Genomic DNA, 21855 nt, shown 5'->3' with positions numbered 1-21855 from the left:
GGCCGGAAACAAGCCGCGCCGGACCGATTGAGCCGCCGCCCTCGGGCGACGGCTCGGTTGAATGGCGTCAGACGGCGATCTTGCCGCCGCCCTGCCGGGTGATCACCACCACGGAAGGCCGTGTCGGCATGGCGTCGTCGAAGTCGGGCCAGCGCGTCGAGAGGTCCTCGTAATAGGAGACCCGGCCGAAGCCTTCCCAGTCGTCGCCGCCATCGGCGGGGTGCTGCACGGCCACGAAAGCGGTCTCGTCATCGGGCGTGAACAGCGGGCCGCACATTTCGGCGCCGACCGGAACGCGGAAAAACAGCTTGGACGTGGCGCGGGCGCTGCCTTCGGTATCGACGGCCCACAGACCGTCGGTGCGGCCGGTGGCCGACGGATTGTTGCCATCCGTCGAGACCCAGAGCCGGCCGAGCGAATCCACCGCGCAATTGTCCGGCATGCCGAACCAGCCATTGACCGTGGTATCGGTCGAGAAAGTGGCGCCCACCTCGGCGATAGCCGGGTCACCGCATTTGAGCAGGACTTCCCAATTGCCTGACGTAGCGGCGAAATCGCCATCGGCCTCGGCGATCTCGATGATGTGGCCGAAGGCATTCCTGGCGGTCGGGTTGGCGGCATCCACCTGCTCGGCGGCGCGAGCGGTATTGTTGGTCAGCATCACATAGACCTTGCCGTTGACGCGATTGGGCTGGATGTCTTCCGGGCGGTCCATCTTGGTGGCGCCGAGCAGGTCGGCGGCGCGGCGCGTCTCGATGACCACGTCGGCCTGCGAGGCAAAGCCGTTCTCTTCCGTCAGCGGACCCTGGCCCTGCACCAGCGGCAGCCATTCCATGGAGCCGTCCTCGGCGAACCTGGCGACATAGAGAATGCCGTCATCGAGCAGGTCCATATTGGCGGCACGGTCGTCGGGATTGTAGGTGCCCGAGGTGACGAACTTGTAGACGTAGTCGAAGCGCTCGTCGTCGCCGAGATAGAATACGACGCGGCCATCCTTGTTGACGATGGATTCGGCGCCTTCATGCTTGAAGCGGCCCAAAGCGGTGCGCTTCTTGGGCACCGAATTGGGGTCCATCACATCTACCTCGACGATGTAGCCGAAGCGGTTGGGTTCGTTGGGCTCCTTGGAAATGTCGAAGCGGTCGTAGAAATTGGCCCATTCATAGGAGCCTTCCGGAATGCCCAGGCGATCGTAGTTGGCGGTTTCGGGATGGTCGGCCGGCAGTTCGCCGGCGAAATAGCCGTGGATATTCTCTTCGGCCATGATGTAGGTGCCCCAGGGCGTGACGCCGCCGGCGCAGTTGTTGATGGTGCCGAATACCTTGGTGCCGGAGGGATCGGCCGTGGTCTGCAGGCGGGCATGGCCCGCGGCCGGGCCGCTCAGGGCCATTTCGGTATTGACGGTGATGCGGCGGTTGAGCGCGCCATCCTTGACCACGGCCCATTTGCCGTCGGTCTTGACGATCTCGACAATGGTGCCGCCATGCGCGGCCAGTTCGATATCGACCTGCTCCTTGCTGAGCGGGTTGAGTGTCATCGCGCCCTCGGCCAGCGTCACGATGCCGGGGAACATCAGGTGCGGGTTGGTATATTCGTGATTGACGACCAGCAGGCCATGCTCGGACGAGCCGTCGAGCGGAATATAGCCGACATAGTCGTTGTTGTAGCCGAACTGGCGTTCCTGGGCCGCCGCGGTCTGGGTGGTCGGGTCGAATTCGGGTGCGTCGGGGAACAGGCCATCGCCCCAGCGCAGCAGGATGTCGGCATCATAGCCCTCGGCAACGTGATGGTTCTCGTCGATGCCGGCCTCCACTTCGGTGAACGAGAAGGCCGAGCCGCCGTCCTGGGCGCGGGCATCGCGGGCGCTGAGCAGAGCCAGCGGGCTCACGGTGGCGGCAATGGCCGATACGGCGAGCGAACCCTGCAGGAACCCGCGGCGCGAAAAGCGCGCGCTGATCAGTTCGCCCATGGTGGGGTTATCAGTGGCATTGCGCGGCTCGGCATCGGCCGCTTCGAGTTGGGAAGTCTTGAATAAGCGGGATTGGTCGGTCATCTGGATTGCCCCTTCAACAGCAATGGATGGCGTCGTTCTCCTTGGAACGGTTCCAGCCTAGGCAGGGGCGATGACGGCCCGATGACGTGGATTATTGGCAAAGATTGCCAAAATGGTTATAGTGGTGGCGATAAGAAGGAGACCAGCCATGGCCACGATGAATGTGTCGCTGCCCGACAAGATGAAGCAATGGGTGGAAGACCAGGTGCAGACCGGGCGCTACGGCAATGCCAGCGACTATGTCCGCGATCTCGTGCGCCGCGACCAGGAGCGGGCGGAAGCGCGGGAGAAGCTGCAGCAGATGGTGGACGAGGCTCTGGCGAGCGGAAGAGTCGAAATGGGGCGTGACGAACTGCTGGCACGCATGCGTCTCAAGGCCAAGGCCGCAGTCGAACAGAAGAAGAGCGCATAGAGCTTGGCCTGGATATTGACCGCCGCGGCTGTAGCAGATCTCGATCATATGGCCGCCGATGGCGCCATCCGGTTCGGATTTGTACAGTCTGAGGTCTATGAACAGGACATGGTTGCAGCGCTCGATCGATTGGCCGCGATGCCTTATATGGCCGCCGAGCGGCAGGCTTCGGAGAGATCGGTCCGCCTCATGCCGTGTGGCTCGCACAATATCCTCTACGTCGTTGAAAACGAGGATGTGATCGTCCTCCGTGTTCTGCACGGCCTGCAAAACTGGTTCGATCTCCTCTAACGCACCCTTTGCACCGTCGGCCAAAGCGCCTATATCTTGGCTGCTGCCCGGTGCGTGATGGATACCAATATCCCCGGGGCCTTATCGATCCTAAGGGAGCTGTCCCTGACCGGGCCCGTGGGCTCGGACAAACGGCGCCCACCTGCGTAAAGTAGGTTCCCGGGATCGCATATCCCACGGCCAGGGCGGCACCTTATTGTCTGAGCAGGTTGCGCGCGCCCATGGTTGACGAACTGATCGAGGAAACCAAGGCGGCACTGCGGATGAGGGCCAGGGTGGCGCGGGCCTTGCTCGATCATGAAGAGCGCGCCGAGGCAGCCAGGGCGGCCGCCCGCCACTTCTTCGACGGTATCGTGCTGCAGGCCAACGACGTGGTCGCCGCCTATTGGCGCATCCGCGACGAGCTCGATTGCCAGCCTATTCTGGTCAAGCTGATGGATAGCAACCAGACCGTGGTCCTGCCGGTGGTACTCGGTCCCGAACAGCCGCTCGACCTGCGCATCTGGGAACAGGGCGCCTCGCTCTATGAATCGGGCTTCGGCACGCTGGCCCCGTCCGAACTGGCGCCCAAGGCCGAACCCGATATCGTCATCATGCCGCTGCTGGGCTTCGATGGCCGGGGCACGCGGCTGGGCTATGGCGGCGGCTATTATGACCGGACCCTGGCATCCATGAGCAAGAAGCCGAAGCTGGTGGGCCTGGCCTTTGCCGCCCAGGAACTCGACAGCATTCCGCGCGAGCCGCATGACGTGCCGCTCGACGCCATCGTCACCGAAGCCGGTGTGCGCCATTTCGGCTCCGGCGCATGAGGTTTCTGTTTCTGGGCGATGTCATGGGCCGCGCCGGGCGCGACGCCGTCACCGAACGCCTGCCAGGTCTCATCGAGCGCTACCGGTTCGACTTCGTCGTCGTCAACGGCGAGAATGCCAGCCATGGCAAGGGCCTCACAGAGCCGCATTTCAACGCCATCCGCAATGCCGGCGCCGATATCGTGACGCTGGGCGATCACGCCTTCGATCAGCGCGAGGCGCTGACCTATATCGAGCGCGAGACCACGCTGATCCGTCCCATAAACATGCCGCCGGGCACGCCGGGGCGCGGGGCCATGTTCGTCGAGGGGCGCAATGGCCATCGCGTGCTGGTCATCAATGCGCTGGGGCGGGTCTTCATGCCGCCGGTCGATGATCCGTTTCGCGCGGTTGAAGCGGCGGTGGCCGCCTGTCCGCTGGGCGAACAGGCCGACGCGATCATTGTCGATTTCCATACCGAGGCGACGTCGGAAATCCAGGCCATGGGCGTGTTCCTCGACGGCAAGGTCAGCCTTGTCGTGGGTACGCATACCCATATTCCCACCGCCGATCACCGCGTGCTGCGCGGGGGCACGGCGCTGATGGCCGATGCCGGCATGTGCGGGGATTTCGACTCCATCATCGGCACCGAAAGCGACGAACCGCTCAACCGTTTCCTCACCGGCATTCCCAATGGGCGCTTCACCCCCGCCGAGGGCGAAGCCACGCTGTGCGGCGTGGCGGTCGAGACTGATCCGCGTACCGGGCTCGCCGCCCGGGTGCTGCCTGTCCGCATCGGCGGCACGCTGGCCCAGGCCGAACCTGATTTCGGGGAAGGCTGAGATGCGGCGGCTGCTTGGGCCTGTGCTGGCGCTGTTGCTCTCCCTGCCGGTTCTGGCCGCCGATATTACCCTGGCCGTCGACAAGGCCGAGCTGCGGCCCGATCCCTTCAGCGGCCAGCCGACCGTCATGATCACACTGACGCCGGATGGGCGGAAAGACTTTGCCAAACTTACGCTGAAACATCTCGGCCAGGTCATCGAATTGCGCGTCGCGGGCGAATTGCTCACGGCGCCGGTCGTGCAATCTCCCATCCTCGATGGTGTCATCATTGTTTCCGGCGCGATGACCCAGGACGATGCCCGCAGGCTCGCGGAACGGATCGGCGGCGAGGCGGGCGAGATCGTGCTCACGCCAGTCGAGCACGAGTGAGCGCTTCACAAGTCCCGCTCGCTTGCCTATAACGCGCCACCACAATCCAGCATTCCAGCCCGAGGGGAGTGACCGATGGCCGGCCATTCACATGCCAAAAATATCATGCATCGCAAAGGCAAGTCCGACGCGGTGCGTTCCAAGATTTTCTCCAAGCTGGCGCGCGAAATCACCGTCGCCGCCAAGCTGGGCATGCCCGACCCGGCCTTCAATGCGCGCCTGCGCCTGGCCGTCACCAATGCCCGCGCCCAGTCCATGCCCAAGGACAATATCGACCGCGCCATCAAGAAGGCGATCGGCTCGGACGGCGATAATTATGACGAGATCCGCTACGAGGGTTATGGCCCCGGCGGTGTCGCCATCATCGTCGAGACGCTGACCGACAACCGCAACCGCACCGCCTCCAATGTCCGCTCCTATTTCTCCAAGAATGGCGGCGCTATGGGTGAAACCAATTCGGTCGGCTTCATGTTCGACAAGGTCGGCGAGATCACCTATCCGCTGAGCGCCGGTTCGGAAGACGCCGTCATGGAAGCCGCCATCGAGGCGGGCGCCGAGGATGTCGAGAGCGACGAAGAGGGCCACTACATCACCACGACTTTCGAGGGCATGGTGGACGTGGCGGCGGCACTGGAAAAGGTGCTGGGCGAGGCCGAATCGGTCAAGGCGATCTGGAAGCCGCAGACCAATACGCCGATCGACGCCGAAAAGGGCGCGACGCTGATGAAGCTGATCAATACGCTCGAGGAAGACGATGACGTGCAGAACGTCTATTCGAATTTCGAGATGAGCGACGAAGACGCGGCCAAGCTGGACGCGTAGCCGTTCAGTAGCCCTCATGGTGAGCTTGTCGAACCACGGGGGCGTGACTGGGTGATGCCCGACCTCGTCCTTCGACAGGCTCAGGATGAGGTCTACTGATTGTTTGGAGGCGGTGCCGCGTGGCGCCGCCTTTTTCATGCGCTGCGCTTGAGGTCGATGACCGGGTGGTCGGCCACATGCACCACGGCGACGCGGTTGCGGCCGGTCTGCTTGGCGCCATAGAGGCGCTGGTCGGCAATGCGGAACAGTTCGGAAAAACTGGCCGAGCCCTCGAAGGCCACGCCGCCGATACTGACCGATAGCGGGCGCTGCTTGCCCTCGGGTGCGAAGATCGCCAGGTTTACCGAGCGGCGGATACGTTCGGCCACGGCTTCGGCGCCGCGCTGATCGACATCGGGCAGGTAGACGCCGAATTCCTCGCCGCCCATGCGGCCCACCAGGTCGCCGGCCCGCAAGGTCGTGCGGATGGAGCGGGCGATGATGGTCAATGCCTCATCGCCCGCATCGTGGCCGAACAGGTCGTTGATCGCCTTGAAATTGTCGGCGTCGATCATCAGCAGGGCGCCGCTGGTGTCGCGTGCGCGCTGGGCCAATAGCGTGCTCACTTTACCGGTGAAGGCACCGCGGTTGAGGCAAGCGGTCAGGCTGTCGGTACGGGCCACAAGGCCCAGGCGCAGATTGGTGATGGCGAGCCCGCGCACCCGCATGCTCATATAGAAGAACAGCGGCACGCCCAGCAGGATGGGCAGCACAGTGGCGCTGATGACGGACCGCCGCAGCGCCTCGGCTCCCAGATCCCCGAACATCAGGGCGTTGAATCCCACCGAGACCAGGACGCAGGCCATCGTGCCGAATAGCGTCCAGCGCCCGACGCTGGACCAGCTTTGCAGGGCAGTCAAAGTCTTGGACGGCATCATTGCATACTCTCGGTTTGAAATGGCAGGTTCGCCACCCTGCAATGGCAGGGCGGCGCTGGCGCGGTGGCAATGAACGAAATATCAGGCGGCCGGCGTCTCCATAATCAGGCGGCCTGCATCATGGCGACGCGATCGCGGCCCGTATTCTTGGCTTCGTAGAGGTGCTGGTCGGCAAGGCGATACAATTCGGCGAAGGGGGCGCCGGGAGCATAAGTGGCCCCGCCGATGCTGACCGAAAGCGGGCAGGGTGTGCCGCCGGGCGTGAAAGCAAGCACGGAGATCGAGTGGCGGATGCGTTCGGCCACTTGGTCGGCGGTGGTCACGTCTGCTTCGGCCAGGAACACGCCGAATTCCTCGCCGCCCAGCCGCCCTACCAGGTCGGTGCCACGCACCGCCTTGCGGATGGCGCGGGCGATCAACTGCAGTGCCTCGTCGCCGGCATCATGGCCGAAGCGGTCGTTGACGCTCTTGAAGTCATCGGCATCCACGATCAGCAATGCCCCGCCAGGATCCGCGGGCGCGCAGCGGTCGAGATGGCGGCTGACGGCTCCGGTAAAGGCGCCACGATTGAGACAGTCCGTCAGCCAGTCGGTGCTCGCCAGATGTTCGAGCTGGCTATTGGCGTGCCGCAACTGTTCGTGTTTCAGCAGCAGGAACCAGATCATCGGCCCCCCCAGCGCCAGCGGCATGAGGATCGAAACGGCGAGGCCCTGCACGTTTATCCCGGCCGAGAAGGTCTCCATGATCATGTTGGTGAAGATTACCGACAGCACTACCGAGATGAGAGTGATCGCCCCGGTGACGCGATAAATACGCAGCCACGCGCGCTTCGGTAGGTTCCGGCCGATTTCCGTCATGCTTTGCCCCTGCATTCCCGTGGCGGAACCTAGGGCTGCGGCTTGAAGATGGTGTTTGCGTGATGGGTAGGATTTTATCGATTGTTGGGTTTTCCACCGGCTCTGTTGCCTATTTGTTCACATTGGCCTTGGTAGGCTGGCCCTGCGTCGTTAAGGATTGGGCCATGAGTGCTGCCACCCGAATCATTGGAATCGATCCCGGCCTGCGCCGCTGCGGCTGGGGGGTCATCGAGACATTGGGCAACCGGCTGACCTTCGTGGCGGCGGGTACAGTGACGCCTGATGTCGATGGCTCGCTGGCCGAACGCCTCGCTTTGTTATTCACAGGGCTGGGCGAGGTGCTCGATCGCTTCATGCCCGAGGAGGCGGCGGTGGAAGAAACCTTCGTCAATGCCGGTGCGCGCTCGGCGCTGATCCTGGGGCAGGCGCGGGGCGTGGCCTTGCTGACCCCGGCGGCGCGAGGCCTGCCGGTCGCCGAATATGCCGCCAACCTGGTCAAGAAATCGGTGGTCGGCACCGGCCATGCCGACAAGGGACAGATCCAGCTCATGGTCAAGACATTGCTGCCGACGGCAGATTTCAAGGGAGCAGACGCCGCCGATGCGCTGGCCATCGCCATCTGCCATGCCCATCACCGGGTATCCAGTCAGCGGCTGAGGGCGCTGGCATGATCGGCAAGCTCAAGGGGCTGGTCGACAGCTTCGGCGACGATTTCGTGCTCATCGACTGCGGCGGCGTCTGCTACGAAGCCTTCTGCTCCAGCCGCACATTGCAGGCTTTGCCGCGCGTCGGCGAGGCTGCGGTGGTCTTCATCGAAACCATTGTCCGCGAAGACATGATCCGGCTCTATGGTTTTGCCAGCGAAGCCGAGAAGGGCTGGTTCAACCTGCTGATGACAGTACAGGGCGTCGGCGCCCGCGTGGCGCTTTCCATCCTCTCCGTGCTCTCGCCGGCCGAACTCTCCAGCGCCGTGGCCTTGCAGGACAAGGCGATGATCGGCCGGGCCAATGGCGTCGGCCCCAAGCTCGCCGTGCGCCTCGTCACCGAACTCAAGGGCAAGGCGCCCACTGGTCCTGGCATCGACGCTGGCACGCTCGGCCTGCAGGCTGCCCTGGGCGAGGGCGTGGCGCCTTCCGCCATAGCCGACGCCGTCTCGGCGCTGGTCAATCTCGGCTATTCGAGCGCGCAGGCTTCCTCTGCCTTGGCCCGCATCGTGGCGCGCGAAGGCGATGGCGTGCCAACGGAAAAGCTGATCCGGCTGGGTTTGCGGGAGCTGAGCAATTGAGTAGCGATCTGCAACGCCAGCTAGATACCGCGACTGCATTCTTTCTGGCGGGAGAACGCTGCGCTCTGGAGCTAAAACTTGGCCGATACGGGTTTCATACAGTGTCGGCTCCCACCATCACAAATTATGCGCTGGCCGTCGAATTGGCGCTGAAGCTTATTAATTTGCTGTCGCGTGACACCGCAGAGACGGGCCACAACTTGGAAGCGTTGTATTTTCGGCTTCCGGCCGATGTTCGCCAGAATCTTATGCATCTGTCTGAACATGTGGCCGAGATCGCACGATATTTTGTAGATTGGCGCTATCCCTTCGAAAAGGATCTGTTGCTTGGGGACTATGAAAATCCTCGACGCGCATTCATCGAATGCTACCGCGAGATCAAACGACTACGACCTCAGCTAGCATCAGTATACGAAAATTTGTGGGGCGGATTCGATCCTGAGTGGATTCAATCGTGGCTCACGGAGCAACCGCGATGGGAGTTGAGGCTCGTTGGACGCTAATTTAGAGCGTTTGTGGAACCTTTCTGGTGAACATGATGACGTCTTTTGTCGAGCAGATTGAGAAATTAGGCCTGCCAAAGGCAAAGCCACCTGCGACGCCTGAACTGGTGCTCGAAGCTGCGGAGCGCCTTGGCCTAATGCTAAAGCTGACCTCGCCTTCGGTTCCAGAGCAGTACGAGGTTTTGAAGTTAGATGAGTTGTCCGGCTACATCAGAGCTCGTCACGGGGGTATGCAAGTGATTTATCCCGATGCTGGCGGAGAAGATATCTATGATGGACCGATCGACGGGTTCGGGGGCTTCACTGATCATGAGCGGGAAGCGAAGCTGCTTTTTGCACTGACCCTGATTGCAGCTCGGATGCTCGCGTGACCGATCTTACCTCTCCCGCCGCCGGCCGCGACGATCCGCTTGACGTCTCCCTGCGCCCGTCCGGGTTTTCCGAGTTCGTTGGGCAGGCGGCTGCGCGGGCCAATCTCGAAGTGTTCATTGAGGCGGCCAAGAAGCGCGGCACGGCGCTGGACCACGTGCTGTTTGTCGGTCCGCCGGGCCTCGGCAAGACCACGCTGGCGCAGATCATTTCGCGCGAGCTGGGCGTCGGTTTCCGCGCCACGTCCGGTCCGGTCATCGCCAAGGCTGGCGACCTCGCCGCGCTGCTGACCAATCTCGAAGAGCGCGATGTGCTGTTCATCGACGAGATCCACCGGCTCAATCCGGCGATCGAGGAAGTGCTCTATCCGGCGATGGAGGATTTCCAGCTCGATCTCATCATCGGCGAGGGCCCGGCCGCCCGCTCGGTGCGGATCGATCTTGCCAAGTTCACCCTGGTCGGCGCGACCACCCGCGCCGGCCTGCTAACCACGCCCTTGCGCGACCGCTTCGGCATTCCGGTGCGGCTCAATTTCTATACGCCCGAGGAGCTGGTGCAGATCGTGCAGCGCGGCGCGCGGCTGCTGGGCATGCCGATGGCGCCGGACGGGGCCATGGAAATCGCCCGCCGCTCCCGCGGCACGCCGCGCATTGCCGGGCGCCTGCTGCGCCGGGTGACCGACTTCGCGCTGGTCGACGGCTCGGGCGAAATCACCCGCGCCATCGCCGACAAGGCGCTGCTGCGGCTCGATGTCGATGCGCGCGGGCTCGACCAGCTCGACCGGCGCTATCTCACCACTATTGCCGATTTCTACAATGGCGGTCCTGTTGGCATCGAGACCATCGCGGCGGCGCTGAGCGAGCCGCGCGACGCGATCGAGGAAATCGTCGAGCCCTATCTGATCCAGCAGGGCTTCATCCAGCGCACGCCGCGCGGCCGCATGCTGACCGGCACGGCTTTCCAGCATCTGGGCAAAGTCGTACCGCAGGGCTTTGTCGGCCTGCAGGCCAGCCTGTTCGAGGAGCCGGAGGCGGAATGAACGAACGCATCCTGCTCAGCTTTCCGGTCGGGGGCACCTGCTTCAACTATCGCGTGGCCGGGGTGGCCATCCGCGACGGGCATGTGCTGGTCTGCCGCGAGGACGATGACAGCTATTGCATGCTGCCGGGTGGGCGCGTCGAGATGGGCGAGCCCAGCAATGTGGCCCTGGTGCGCGAAATGGCCGAGGAACTGGTCATGCCGGTCGAAGTCGGGCCGCTGCTCTTCACCTCGGAGAGCTTTTATGGCCGCGAGGGCGACCGCTACCACGAGCTCGGCTTCATCTATGCCATCGAACTGCCCGAGCATGTGGGACCGGGCGGTCAGCAGCCTTTCCTCGTACGCGAAGATGAGGGGCATCTGCTGCAATTTTCCTGGCTGCCGCTCGAGGGATCGGCGCTGAAAGACGCGTGCCTGCTGCCGCCCTGGCTGCCGGCGCGGCTACGCTCGCTCTCCGGCGCGCCGGAGCATGTCGTGTTCCACGAAGGCGAGGCGGTGGAATGAGCCCCGCCGGCATCCGAGGATTGAACCGTCGGATTCCCTGGCTGACCATCGTCGTCCTGGCGGCGACGGTCGCTGTCACTATGGGGCAAGCGGTCATGCCCGAGCTGCTTCCGGCATTGCGTCGGCAGCCCTCGATGGTGGTCGATGGCCAGGTCTGGCGCTTTGCCACGGCATGGCTGGTCCATGACGAGGGGTTCAAGCAGATCGCGGTGAATTTCCCGCTGCTGGCCGTGGCCGGAACCTTGGCCGAGTGGGTTTTCGCACCTTGCATCTGGCTTCTCGCCTATGTCCTGGCGGGGCTTGCCGGTGAAGTCGCCGGGCTGTTCTGGCAACCGGTCGGTGCGGGCAATTCTGTCGCCACATTGGGGTTGGTGGGGCTCGTCGTGGGCTGGTGGAGCTACCTGTCGGGTGGGCCTGTGCCGCAGCGCGTCGTCACTGCACTGGCAGTGCTGGCCCTGGCCATATGGCTGACATTTGCCCACGATATCCACGGCCCGGCGCTGCTGGTCGGGCTGCTGGTGGGGCAGGTTGCCGTGCGGTTGCCCCGCCGAGCTGGAGGCAGGGTATGACCCGCCACAGCTTCCCCGTCCGCATCTATTACGAAGACACCGATTTTTCCGGCAATGTCTACCACGCGGCCTATCTCAAATTCTTCGAGCGTGGCCGTACCGAATTCCTGCGCGACGCAGGCATCCACCATTCCGAGCTGGCGGCGGAAGGCATTGCCTTTGCCGTCCGTTCCATGGAGATCGCCTTCGATGGCGCCGCCCATATCGATGACCTCCTTGATGTCACCACCGAAATCGCCGCCGTCAGCGGTGCACGGCTGACGCTGTCGCAAGCAATTCTGCGTGATGGCGTGGTGCTGACGCGCGCCGGCGTGATCGTCGTGGCCATCAGGACCAGCGGCGGCGCAGCGCGGATGCCCGCCGCCATCAGGGCGCTTGCCGACAAAAAGGGGACCGCCTGACGGTCCCCTTTTGGGCTACATGGCTGCAGCCGTCACCTGGCCGCGGATTTCGCCGTCGGGATATTCGGCGGTGTGGACGTTGAAATACCACATGCCATCCTGGAGCTGGGTCGCCTGTTCTTCGGTCAGCGTGGCCGAGCCTTCGATCGGGCTGGCGAGATCGCCATCGATCGGGACTACCGGGCCGGCAGTGGCGTCGGCAGCGGCCGGGCCGTGGAAATGCGCGGCGGTGGCATCGCCGGTCAGGCCTTCATAGTTGACCGTCCAGGTGAACATCATGGTTTCGGTGTCATAGGTGGCTTCGAGCGTGCCCGTGCCGGCGGAATCATTGGCGGGAACCTCGGCGGCGCCGGTGAGTTCGGCCGTCATGTTGAGCATTTCGGCATAGGCCGGGGCAGCCAGCAGCATTGCGACCGACGTGATGGCGGCCAGGGACGCGATACGGATCGTCATGAGAATCCTCCTGTGGAACGCGCCGGGATCGGCGCCTGCCGCTCAACGGGCTCCAGGGGATGACGTTCCTTCACAACTTGTTGCCCCGACTCTCTTTCTTAACCTCTTCTTGACCATAATTGCGGCAAAGCGGACACGTGTCCGGGAGCCACCCAGCAAAGGGCCGGTTTCGCGGGCATTTCTCTTAATTTTGACAGATTTCGACCCCATCGCCTGATGCTTGAGGGTCGGGTGCGCGAACCGGGCCGAAAGGGATCACGACATGGAAGCCATGGACGCTGTGGGGGCGGTTGCCCCGCACGCCGATTTATCCATCTGGGGGCTGTTCTGGGCTGCCGACCTGGTGGTCAAGGCGGTGATGCTTGGCCTGCTGGGCGCCTCGATCTGGTGCTGGGCCATCATTGTCGACAAGACCATCACCTATCGCCGCACCCAGGCGGAGATGAACCGCTTCGAGCGCGTCTTCTGGTCCGGCCAGTCGCTGGAAGAGCTTTATCAGCAGCAGTCCGAACGGGCGACGGGGGGCTGGGCGCCGTCTTCGTCGCCGCCATGAAGGAGTGGAAGCGCAGCCACGAGCAGAATGCCGCCAGCTTCGTGGGCATGCAGCAGCGCCTCGACAAGGTGCTCGATGTCGCCATTGCCCGCGAGAGCGAGCATCTGGAAAAGCGCCTCGGCTTCCTGGCCACCATCGGTTCGGCCGGGCCGTTCATTGGCCTGTTCGGCACGGTCTGGGGCATCATGAATGCCTTTACCGCCATTGCCGCCTCCTCGAGCACCAACCTGGCGGTGGTCGCCGGCCCCATCGCCGAGGCGCTGTTCGCCACGGCCATCGGCCTGGTCGCCGCCATTCCGGCGGTTATCGCCTATAACAAGCTGAGCTCCGATGCCGGCAAGATGATCGGGCGGCTGGAAGGCTTTGCCGACGAGTTCTCGACCATTCTCAGCCGCCAGCTCGAAGCAAGGAACCGCTAGCATGGGCATGGGTGCCGCAGCAGGCGGCGGAAGCGGCGGCGGTCGCCGCCGGCGCCGCAAGAGCCGGGCGATCATGAGCGAGATCAACGTGACGCCGATGGTCGACGTCATGCTGGTGCTGCTCATCATCTTCATGGTGGCCGCGCCGATGATGACATCAGGCGTGCCGATCGACCTGCCCAAGACCGCCGCCAATGAAATGCCGAGCCAGAGCCAGCCGATCACCGTCGCGGTGACGCCCGAGGGCGTGATCTATGTCGACGAGGACGTGGTGGCCGAAACCGATCTGGTCAACACGGTTACCGCCAGGGCGGTCAACGGCACCGAGGATCGCATCTTCCTGCGCGGCGATACCAGCGCCAATTATGGCTCGGTGATGCGCGTCATGGGCATTCTCTCGGCGGCCGGCTTCACCAAGATCGGGCTCATCACCGAGCGGGAACCGGGCTAGTCCAGTGCGCACCGGCCTTTCGGTATCGATCGTCGCCCATATCGTCCTGCTGACAATCGGCCTCATCAATCTGGGGTTTACCGAGCCGTTGACGCCTGCCGTGGAGTCGATTTCGGTCGATCTCGTGCCGATCGAGGAATATTCCAATATCCGCGCCGGCCAGCTCGACAGCGAAATCGTCGAGACCAATACGCCCTCCATCGTCGAGGACGACAGGCAAGCCGAACTCGCCCAGCCCACGGGCAATACCGAAGAAGACCAGGTCACCCCGTCGCCGGCAGATGTTCCGACGCCGGCCCCGGTGACCAATACCGCCCCGGCGCCGGAAACCGCGCCCGAACCCGAGCCAGAGCCGGAACCCGAGCCGGCTCCCGCGCCCGAACCCACACCGGCCCCCGAACCCGAACCGACGCCCGAGCCAGTGGCGCCGCCGGTCCCGGCCACGCGGCCCGTGCCGGCGCCCGAGCCTGAGCCCGCTCCGGCTCCGACGCCTGAACCTGTCCCCGAGCCGGAACCCGAGCCCGCGCCGGAACCGGAGCCCACGCCCGAGCCGCCCACCCCGCAGGTGGCAGCCCCGGTGCCGGCGAGCCGTCCGACCAATCTGGAACAGAAGCGCCAGCAGTTCGCTGCGGCCGAAGCCGAGCGCAAGAAGCGCGAGGAAGAGGAGCGCAGGCGCCAGGCCGCGGCGCAGCAGGCCCAGCAACAGCAGCCGACGCCGCAGCTCGATGCGTCGCTGGCCGACGATATTTCTGCCATCATCAACAACGACAACACCACCGGCGGTACGACCGGGCAGGGCGGCACGCCGACACTGGGTGATACGTCAGGTACGTCGGCGCGGCTCAGCCGGTCGGAAATCGACGGGCTGGTGGGCCAGATCAAGCAATGCTGGAACCTCTTGCCCAGCGACATCAACAGCGGCCTCAATGTGCGGCTGATGGTGAGCCTCAACCCGGATGGCTCGGTCAATGGCACACCGGCCATCATCTCGGCCGATGCTTCGGCGGCCGGCGGGGCGATTGCCCGGGCGGCGCAACGCGCCGTGGTGAATTGCGGACCCTACCGCCTCACGGCGGCTGCGTATGACGAATGGCGGCAGATCGACGTGGAACTGCGGCCCTGATTTTGAACTTGATGCGTCGCGTGGCCAGAATGGCCCCGGCGGAGAATGGAGACGAACATGACCCTGATCACAAGGCGCAATGCGCTCAAGCTCGGCCTGGCCGGCGGGGCCCTGCTGGCCGGCTCCTCGATGGCGATGGCGCAATTGCGTATCGTGGTGGAGGGCGCCAATTTCCAGCCGCTGCCCATCGCCATTCCCGATTTTGCCTCGTCCGACCCGGCCTTCGGCAAGGAAATCGCCGATATCGTGCGCAACAACCTGCGCCGCTCGGGCCTGTTCCTGCCGCTCGATCCGGCTTCGCTGCCGGTGCAGGTGGGCGATGTCAACAACACGCCCGATTTCAACACCTGGCGCACGGCCAATGTCGATGCGCTGGTGATGGGCGGGGTCGAGCGCGGCGGGCAGATTTCCTCGTCGGTGCGCGTCTGGGACACTCAGCAGGCGGCCCAGGTGGTCGGCAAGAGCTACAATACCGATCCCAATTCCTCCCGCCGCGTCGCCCACATCATTTCCGACGCCATCTATGAATCGCTGGCGGGCAGCACCGGCTATTTCGATACCCGCGTCATCTACACGGCCGAAAGCGGTCCCAAGGCCAACCGCGTGCGGCGCCTGGCCATCATGGATCAGGACGGCGCCAATGTGCAGTATCTGACCGATGGCAGCACCATGGCGATGACGCCGCGCTTCGCCCCCAATGGCGACATGGTCACCTATATGAATTTCGCCGAGGGCAATCCGCAGGTCTACTTGCTGCAACTGTCCTCCGGACGCCAGCAGCGGCTGGCCAGCGTCGGCGCCATGACCTTTGCCCCGCGCTTTTCGCCCGATGGCGGCACGGTGGCCTTCTCGGTGGAGCAGAATGGCGCCACCAATATCTATGCCGTGGGCACGGGCGGCGGCACGCCGCAGCAGCTCACGTCGGGTGCGGCCATCGATACCGGCCCGTCCTATTCGCCCGATGGCAGCCGCATCGTCTTCGAATCCGACCGGGGCGGTTCGCCGCAGATCTATATGATGGGTTCGGGCGGCGGTAATGCGCAGCGCATCAGCTTCGGTCAGGGCCTCTATTCCACGCCGGTCTGGTCGCCCAAGGGCGATCTCATCGCCTTCACCCGCCAGTCCGGCGGCCAGTTCAATATCGGCATCATGAACCCGGATGGTTCGGGCGAGCGCATGCTCTATTCCAGCTTCCACGCCGAAGGCCCCACCTGGGCGCCCAATGGCCGCGTCATCATGTTCTTCCAGGATCCGGGCGGCAATGACGGCCCCAAGCTGATGAGCGTCGATATCTGGGGCCGCAACCTGCTGACCATCCCCACCGAGAGCTATGCCAGCGACCCGGCCTGGTCGGGGCTGCGGGGGTAGAGGCCCGCATACTCGATCGTCACCCTCGGGCTTGACCCGAGGGCTCTGCGCTTGCGGAGCGCCGGGCAAGGTGAAGTCTCCTCGGGTCAAGCCCGAGGATGACGGCCGGTGGAAAGTGACTGCCTGACCACCCACTTAACCTTAATGTGATCGCCTCACATCCCTGTGGCAAACCGGCACCATCACAAAAAAGCCCGGTTTCCCGCCACATTCACGCCCGAATAGCACAAGATTAACCACGCTGGAAAACCCGGCCTTAAGATTAAGCGCGGTAAATGCCGTGCTTAAGATTGTTGCCTTTCAGGAGCCTCCCCGTGGTCATCACCGCACCTCTCAACACCGCGTTGCGCGCCGTCGCGATGCTGCTTTTCGTGGCGGTCGTCGCGGCCTGTTCGCGCACGCCCAACACCATGCCGACCGGCGTCGGCAATCTCGGCCCCGGTGGCGGTGCGCCGGGCAGCCAGCAGGAATTCCTCGTTTCGGTCGGTGACCGTGTGTTCTTCGAAACCGATTCGAGCAGCCTGACTTCCGAAGCCATGGCGACGCTCGACAAGCAGGCGGCCTGGCTCAACCAGTACCAGAACTACCGCATCATGATCGAAGGCCATGCCGACGAGCGCGGTACCCGCGAATACAATATCGCCCTGGGCGCCCGCCGCGCTTCGGTCGTCGTGAACTATCTGGTGTCGCGTGGTGTCAATAATGGCCGCATCACCAGCCAGTCCTTCGGCAAGGAACGTCCGGTGGCGATCTGTAACGACATTTCCTGCTGGAGCCAGAACCGCCGCGCGGTTACCGTCGTTCAGTAAGAAACATCGGCCTGAGGGCCAAGAGAATCCAGTGCAAACTGGAGGCAATAGCGCCCGGAGCCAAGTATTTGGCCCGGGCGCTTTCTTTTCACCAAAATTGCCCTTTATCCGCGGCTGCATCGGCACCATGTTGGTGCGATCAAGTCCAGCGCGTTGGAGGCGTCGTTTGAAGTTATCGGCCATTCTCAAAGGGGGCGGACCGCATTATGCACGGTCGCAGTCGCCCTCGGCATCACCGTTCCGGGCATGGCGGCACAGACGACGCCCATGCCGCCGGCCGAACTGGGCGGGCTGACCCTCACCAATGCCGCGCCGCCGCGCATCCATGTCGCCCAGGCGCAGGATACAGCGCAGCTCATGGTGCGCATCCAGCAGCTCGAAGAGCAGTTGCGCCTGCAGAACGGGCAGATCGAGGGCCTGACCTTCCAGCTCACCCAGTTGCAGGAAATCCTCAATCGCATGCAGGAAGACAATGAATTCCGCTTCCAGGCGCTGGAAGGCGGTGCTGGCCCAAAACCTGAGGCGGCAGGCCAAGCGGGCGGCGTGACGCAGCCCGAGGCGCTGCCGCAGGACCCCAATGCTGTCCCCACCGACGCCAATAGTGTGCCCGTGGACGCCAACGGCGTTCCCCTCACCGATATTCCCGAGCAGGGCGTCCAGCCCCTGCCCGGCGAGGCGGAGTTCGACCCTACTTTCGATGATGGCAGCATGCCCCCGGGCGACGAGCTGGGCGAATCCGCCGATCCGCTGGTGGGCACCGGCTCGACCGGAGGCGTCGACCTCACCACCGGCCAGCCGATGAATCTGAACTTCGATCCGACGGCTCCCAAGTCCGGCAATGCCGATGCCGACGCTCAGTTCGCGGCTGGCTACGAGGCCTTTACTTCGGGCGATTATGCCTTTGCCGAGGATCAGTTCAGCCAGTATCTGTCGCTCTATCCCGATAGCGAGCAGGCCCCCGACGCCGCCAATTTCCTGGGCGACGTGCTGATCCAGCGCGCCGCCTATGACGAGGCGGCCGAAGTGTTGCTCGCGGCCTTCCAGAAGACGCCGGATAGCCCGCGTGCGCCCGATCTGCTGCTCAAGCTGGGCATGTCGCTGTCAGGCGCCGGCGAGCGGGAAACCGCCTGCCGCACCTTTGCCGAGATCGACAAGCGCTACACCACGCTCGCGCCCGCTTTCGTGACGCGGCTGGGCGAGGAGAAGACACGGGCCGAATGCCCGCCCGCCTGACACCCGCCATCGATGATACGGCAGGGCTCAACGCCCTGTTCACAGCAGTGGCCGGTGAGCCAGTCATCGCGCTTGCCGTATCGGGCGGGGCCGACAGCCTCGCCCTGATGGTGCTGGCGCAGCGCTGGGCGGCGGGCCTGTCCGGCGCACCAAAGCTCATCGTCTATTCGGTCGATCATGGCCTGCGTCCGGAAGCGGCAAGCGAAGTCGCCATGGTGCTGCAGGCAGCCAAGGCGCTCGGCCTGGCTGCGCGCGGCCTCGCCTGGACCGGCGCCAAACCCGCAACCGGTGTGCAGGAAGCCGCCCGTATCGCCCGCTACCGCCTCATGGGTGCTGCCATGGAAGAGGATGGGGCGACGGTGCTGCTCACCGCCCATCATCTGCAGGATCAGGCCGAGACGGTGCTGATGCGCATGGCGCATGGCAGCGGCATCGAAGGGCTCAAGGGCATGACCGATATGGCCGAGATCGAAGGCGTGCGCGTGCATCGCCCATTGCTCGATGTCGATCCGGCCGCCCTGCGTGCCGTGGTCGATGGGGCAGGGCTCGTGCCCGCCGAAGACCCTTCCAATACCGACCCGCATTACGAGCGCGTGCGCTGGCGCCAGGCCATGCCGCAACTGGCGGCATTGGGCCTCGATGCCGGAGCGCTGGCCTTGTTTGCCGACCGCATGGCCGAGGTCGACGCCGCCATCGCCCAGATGGCCGATGGCTGCTTCACCGAAATCGTGCGGCTCGACGGCTTCGGCGCCGCCCGGATCGAACTGGCGCCGTTCATCGGCCTCAGCCCCGCCATTTCGACCCGCCTGCTCGGCCGCGTGCTCAATATTGTCGGCGGGCGGCAGAAGCCGCGCGCCCTGGGGCAGGTCGAGCGCCTGCGCCAGACCATTGCCGAATCCGGCCTTGCCAAGGCCACCACCGTGCTCGGCTGCGTCATCCGCATCAAGGACGATGCCATCGCGGTCGCCCGCGAGCCCGGCCGCTCGCTGCCAGCAGATGCCGTGCTGGCCCCGCATGGCACCCTGGTCTGGGATGAGCGCTTCCGCATCGTCAATGCCTCGTCGGAAGCCGGCCTCACCGCCAGCGTCGCCGATTACCTGCCACGCCACCGGCTCGAAGAATTCCTGGGCTTCAAGGTCACTGCCCCTGCCGAGGCCATCCGCACCGCCCCAATCGTCCGCGACGCGGAAGGTGGCGTGCTGTCGCTGGGCGGTTGGTCCTTCGACGAGCGCATCAAGGTGCAGTTGCTGATCGATTGATCGGCGCGTGGAACCAACCAAATCCCCACCGCGTATTAACCCAATCGCGACATTATGACTGGACGGGACACCCAAAGGACAGCAGGTCTTGCCCTTGTAACGCCCTAATGCCGGACATACATTCGGCACACGCGCCGCGCTCCCTTGCGACGGCTTCTCCGGGACAGGATTGATGAACGGAAATTTCCGCAACTTCGCCATCTGGCTGGTCATACTTTTCATGCTGATGGGCCTGTTCCAGGTCTTTCAGTCCTCGACCCGCTCGACGTCGGTTTCCGACAAGAGCTACAGCCAGTTCGTCACTGACGTCGAAGCCGGCAGCGTCACCAGCGTAACCATTACCGATAATGTCGTGTCCGGCGCCCTGCGCGACGGTACGCGGTTCCAGACGGTGTTGCCTGCTGGCGCCGACGTGATTTCCCGCCTTGAAGACAAGGGCGTGTCGATCACCGCGCAGGCTCCGGAATCGAGCCCGTTCTGGTCGATCCTGCTTTCGTCCTGGCTACCCTTCATCGTCATCATCGGCGTGTGGTTCTTCTTCATCCGCCAGATGCAGGGCGGTGGCCGTGGCGGCGCGATGGGCTTTGGCAAGTCGCGCGCCAAGCTGCTCACCGAAACCCATGGCAAGGTGACGTTCGAGGACGTGGCCGGCGTGGACGAGGCCAAGCAGGACCTCGAGGAAATCGTCGAATTCCTGCGCGATCCCGGCAAGTTCCAGCGGCTGGGCGGCCGTATTCCGCGCGGTGTGCTGCTGGTCGGCCCTCCGGGTACCGGTAAGACCTTGCTGGCCCGTTCGGTCGCTGGCGAAGCCAATGTGCCCTTCTTCACAATTTCGGGTTCGGACTTCGTTGAAATGTTCGTCGGCGTCGGCGCCAGCCGCGTCCGCGACATGTTCGAGCAGGCCAAGAAGAACGCGCCCTGCATTATCTTCATCGACGAAATCGACGCCGTCGGCCGCCAGCGTGGCGCCGGTCTTGGCGGCGGTAACGACGAACGCGAACAGACCCTCAACCAGCTCCTGGTCGAGATGGATGGTTTCGAGGCCAATGAGGGCATCATCCTCATCGCCGCAACCAACCGCCCCGACGTGCTGGACCCGGCTTTGCTGCGTCCGGGCCGCTTCGACCGCCAGGTCGTCGTGCCGAACCCCGACGTCTCGGGCCGCGAAAAGGTGCTCAAGGTCCATGTCCGCAAGGTGCCGCTGGCTCCCGATGTGGACCTCAAGGTGCTGGCCCGTGGTACGCCCGGTTTCTCGGGCGCGGACCTGATGAACCTCGTCAACGAGGCAGCCCTGATGGCGGCGCGGCGCAACAAGCGCTTCGTCACCCATGCCGAATTCGAGGACGCCAAGGACAAGATCATGATGGGCGCCGAGCGCCGCACCATGGCCATGTCTGAGGACGAGAAGAAGCTGACGGCCTATCACGAGGCCGGCCACGCCATCATCGCGCTCAAGGTTGCGGGCATCGACCCCATCCACAAGGCGACGATCATTCCGCGCGGCCGGGCGTTGGGCATGGTGATGACCCTGCCCGAAAGCGACTCCTATTCGTTCTCGCGTGAAAAGGCTTTGGCCCGGCTGACCATGCTGTTCGGCGGCCGCGAGGCCGAGATCATCAAATTCGGTCCGGAAAAGGTCACGTCAGGCGCTTCCGGCGATATCCAGATGGCGACCAACCTGGCCCGCTCCATGGTCATGGAATGGGGCATGAGCGAGAAGCTCGGTCGCGTGCGCTACAAGAGCAACGACCAGGAAGTGTTCCTCGGCCATTCGGTGACGCAGAGCCAGCATATGTCCGACGATACGGCCCGTATCATCGACCAGGAAGTGCGCAAGCTGATCGAGGATGGCGAGGCTTCGGCCAAGGAAATCCTCACCACCTACCACGACGAGTGGGAAGCGATCGCCCAGGCACTGCTCGAATACGAGACGCTGACCGGTGACGAGCTGCGCGCCCTGATGGATGGCCAGCAGCCGATCCGTCCGGACGATAGCGGCCCCAGCACCAAAGCCAGCGGCGTGCCGTCGGCCGGCAAGTCGAGCAAGAAGCGTCCCGATGCACCGCCCGAGACGGGCATGGAGCCGCAGCCCAACAGCTAGGCTGGGGAAAAGTATTAGAGGGGCCGCCCACAAGGCGGCCCTTTTGCTTGTCGGGAATCTCCGTT

At 64.2% G+C, this 21855-nt stretch carries 25 protein-coding genes, 1 other RNA gene and 1 pseudogene; 23 read left to right on the top strand and 4 right to left on the bottom strand.

The features are described from left to right. Window positions 1-67: 67 nt before the first annotated feature. Window positions 68-2053, bottom strand: coding sequence for a PhoX family phosphatase (locus NVV79_RS10825; protein WP_303989061.1), 1986 nt, complete (start codon window positions 2051-2053; stop codon window positions 68-70). Window positions 2054-2201: 148 nt separating this feature from the next. Here NVV79_RS10825 and NVV79_RS10820 point away from each other — a divergent pair, with 148 nt between their 5' ends. The 7 genes from NVV79_RS10820 to NVV79_RS10790 all read left to right on the top strand — a co-directional run bounded on the left by NVV79_RS10820 (window position 2202) and on the right by NVV79_RS10790 (window position 5578). Further along, window positions 2202-2465 carry a type II toxin-antitoxin system ParD family antitoxin gene (locus NVV79_RS10820; protein ID WP_303989058.1) on the top strand — a complete coding sequence of 88 codons (264 nt, stop codon included), beginning with the start codon at window positions 2202-2204 and terminating at the stop codon, window positions 2463-2465. A 3-nt stretch (window positions 2466-2468) separates the two neighbouring features. Next, window positions 2469-2756, top strand: a complete 288-nt coding sequence (locus tag NVV79_RS10815; protein WP_303989055.1) for a type II toxin-antitoxin system RelE/ParE family toxin — start codon at window positions 2469-2471, stop codon at window positions 2754-2756. 37 nt (window positions 2757-2793) lie between these two features. Continuing rightward, a non-coding RNA gene (gene ssrS, locus NVV79_RS10810) (6S RNA) lies at window positions 2794-2952 on the top strand. A 25-nt stretch (window positions 2953-2977) separates the two neighbouring features. Next, window positions 2978-3565 carry a 5-formyltetrahydrofolate cyclo-ligase gene (locus NVV79_RS10805; RefSeq protein ID WP_303989052.1) on the top strand — a complete coding sequence of 196 codons (588 nt, stop codon included), beginning with the start codon at window positions 2978-2980 and terminating at the stop codon, window positions 3563-3565. Further along, a complete protein-coding gene (locus NVV79_RS10800; RefSeq protein WP_303989050.1) occupies window positions 3562-4386 on the top strand; it encodes a TIGR00282 family metallophosphoesterase in 825 nt (274 codons plus the stop codon). Before NVV79_RS10805 ends, NVV79_RS10800 begins: the two co-directional genes overlap by 4 nt. Before the next feature lies 1 nt (window position 4387). Next, window positions 4388-4756, top strand: a complete 369-nt coding sequence (locus NVV79_RS10795) for a hypothetical protein (RefSeq protein WP_303989047.1) — start codon at window positions 4388-4390, stop codon at window positions 4754-4756. Window positions 4757-4831: 75 nt separating this feature from the next. Next, a complete protein-coding gene (locus NVV79_RS10790; RefSeq protein ID WP_303989044.1) occupies window positions 4832-5578 on the top strand; it encodes a YebC/PmpR family DNA-binding transcriptional regulator in 747 nt (248 codons plus the stop codon). A gap of 134 nt (window positions 5579-5712) precedes the next feature. On the opposite strand, the gene NVV79_RS10785 is transcribed toward NVV79_RS10790, so the two are convergent. Next, window positions 5713-6495, bottom strand: a complete 783-nt coding sequence (locus NVV79_RS10785; protein WP_303989041.1) for a GGDEF domain-containing protein — start codon at window positions 6493-6495, stop codon at window positions 5713-5715. A gap of 104 nt (window positions 6496-6599) precedes the next feature. Beyond that, window positions 6600-7352 (bottom strand): GGDEF domain-containing protein, encoded by a 753-nt coding sequence (locus NVV79_RS10780; protein ID WP_303989039.1) that lies wholly within the window; start codon window positions 7350-7352, stop codon window positions 6600-6602. 164 nt (window positions 7353-7516) lie between these two features. On the opposite strand from NVV79_RS10780, the gene ruvC reads away from it, so the two are divergent. The 8 genes from ruvC to NVV79_RS10740 are packed head-to-tail and all read left to right on the top strand — an operon-like array spanning window position 7517 to window position 12021. Further along, window positions 7517-8023 (top strand): crossover junction endodeoxyribonuclease RuvC, encoded by a 507-nt coding sequence (gene ruvC / locus NVV79_RS10775; protein ID WP_303989036.1) that lies wholly within the window; start codon window positions 7517-7519, stop codon window positions 8021-8023. After that, window positions 8020-8637 carry a Holliday junction branch migration protein RuvA gene (gene ruvA / locus NVV79_RS10770; protein WP_303989033.1) on the top strand — a complete coding sequence of 206 codons (618 nt, stop codon included), beginning with the start codon at window positions 8020-8022 and terminating at the stop codon, window positions 8635-8637. The genes ruvC and ruvA overlap by 4 nt, the downstream gene beginning before the upstream one ends. Beyond that, entirely contained in the window at window positions 8634-9140 is a 507-nt protein-coding gene (locus NVV79_RS10765; RefSeq protein ID WP_303989030.1) for a hypothetical protein, read from the top strand. Before ruvA ends, NVV79_RS10765 begins: the two co-directional genes overlap by 4 nt. A gap of 26 nt (window positions 9141-9166) precedes the next feature. Continuing rightward, on the top strand, window positions 9167-9511 hold the full coding sequence (locus tag NVV79_RS10760) for a hypothetical protein (RefSeq protein WP_303989027.1): 345 nt from the start codon (window positions 9167-9169) through the stop codon (window positions 9509-9511). Next, window positions 9508-10548 carry a Holliday junction branch migration DNA helicase RuvB gene (gene ruvB / locus NVV79_RS10755; RefSeq protein ID WP_082531082.1) on the top strand — a complete coding sequence of 347 codons (1041 nt, stop codon included), beginning with the start codon at window positions 9508-9510 and terminating at the stop codon, window positions 10546-10548. The genes NVV79_RS10760 and ruvB overlap by 4 nt, the downstream gene beginning before the upstream one ends. Continuing rightward, entirely contained in the window at window positions 10545-11051 is a 507-nt protein-coding gene (locus NVV79_RS10750) for an NUDIX hydrolase (RefSeq protein ID WP_303989022.1), read from the top strand. The genes ruvB and NVV79_RS10750 overlap by 4 nt, the downstream gene beginning before the upstream one ends. 20 nt (window positions 11052-11071) lie before the next feature. Continuing rightward, window positions 11072-11620 (top strand): rhomboid family intramembrane serine protease, encoded by a 549-nt coding sequence (locus NVV79_RS10745; RefSeq protein WP_303989019.1) that lies wholly within the window; start codon window positions 11072-11074, stop codon window positions 11618-11620. After that, window positions 11617-12021 carry a YbgC/FadM family acyl-CoA thioesterase gene (locus NVV79_RS10740; RefSeq protein WP_303989016.1) on the top strand — a complete coding sequence of 135 codons (405 nt, stop codon included), beginning with the start codon at window positions 11617-11619 and terminating at the stop codon, window positions 12019-12021. The genes NVV79_RS10745 and NVV79_RS10740 overlap by 4 nt, the downstream gene beginning before the upstream one ends. 15 nt (window positions 12022-12036) lie before the next feature. Here the strand turns inward: NVV79_RS10740 and NVV79_RS10735 are convergent, their stop codons facing one another. After that, complete coding sequence (locus NVV79_RS10735) at window positions 12037-12474, bottom strand: CHRD domain-containing protein (RefSeq protein ID WP_303989013.1); 438 nt, start codon at window positions 12472-12474, stop codon at window positions 12037-12039. A 271-nt stretch (window positions 12475-12745) separates the two neighbouring features. Between NVV79_RS10735 and tolQ the strand changes: the two are divergent. The 8 genes and pseudogenes from tolQ to ftsH all read left to right on the top strand — a co-directional run bounded on the left by tolQ (window position 12746) and on the right by ftsH (window position 21790). Continuing rightward, a pseudogene (gene tolQ, locus NVV79_RS10730) lies at window positions 12746-13446 on the top strand (protein TolQ). Between the two features lies 1 nt (window position 13447). Continuing rightward, complete coding sequence (tolR, locus tag NVV79_RS10725) at window positions 13448-13897, top strand: protein TolR (RefSeq protein ID WP_303989011.1); 450 nt, start codon at window positions 13448-13450, stop codon at window positions 13895-13897. 4 nt (window positions 13898-13901) lie between these two features. Further along, a complete protein-coding gene (locus NVV79_RS10720) occupies window positions 13902-15020 on the top strand; it encodes a hypothetical protein (RefSeq protein WP_303989009.1) in 1119 nt (372 codons plus the stop codon). Window positions 15021-15077: 57 nt separating this feature from the next. Beyond that, the gene (tolB, locus tag NVV79_RS10715; protein WP_303989006.1) at window positions 15078-16388 is read left to right on the top strand and encodes a Tol-Pal system beta propeller repeat protein TolB; all 1311 of its coding nucleotides are present in this window, start codon (window positions 15078-15080) and stop codon (window positions 16386-16388) included. A 314-nt stretch (window positions 16389-16702) separates the two neighbouring features. Next, entirely contained in the window at window positions 16703-17197 is a 495-nt protein-coding gene (pal, locus tag NVV79_RS10710) for a peptidoglycan-associated lipoprotein Pal (protein ID WP_303989003.1), read from the top strand. Window positions 17198-17443: 246 nt separating this feature from the next. Next, on the top strand, window positions 17444-18430 hold the full coding sequence (ybgF, locus tag NVV79_RS10705) for a tol-pal system protein YbgF (RefSeq protein ID WP_303989000.1): 987 nt from the start codon (window positions 17444-17446) through the stop codon (window positions 18428-18430). Further along, the gene (gene tilS / locus NVV79_RS10700) at window positions 18415-19689 is read left to right on the top strand and encodes a tRNA lysidine(34) synthetase TilS (protein ID WP_303988997.1); all 1275 of its coding nucleotides are present in this window, start codon (window positions 18415-18417) and stop codon (window positions 19687-19689) included. The genes ybgF and tilS overlap by 16 nt, the downstream gene beginning before the upstream one ends. Window positions 19690-19861: 172 nt before the next feature. Then, window positions 19862-21790 carry an ATP-dependent zinc metalloprotease FtsH gene (ftsH, locus tag NVV79_RS10695; RefSeq protein ID WP_303988995.1) on the top strand — a complete coding sequence of 643 codons (1929 nt, stop codon included), beginning with the start codon at window positions 19862-19864 and terminating at the stop codon, window positions 21788-21790. Window positions 21791-21855 lie beyond the last annotated feature (65 nt).

Origin of the sequence: Devosia ginsengisoli, assembly GCF_024707105.1 — a bacterium.
Lineage (GTDB): Bacteria > Pseudomonadota > Alphaproteobacteria > Rhizobiales > Devosiaceae > Devosia > Devosia ginsengisoli_A.
This window is presented reverse-complemented; position numbering and strand designations above follow the sequence as displayed.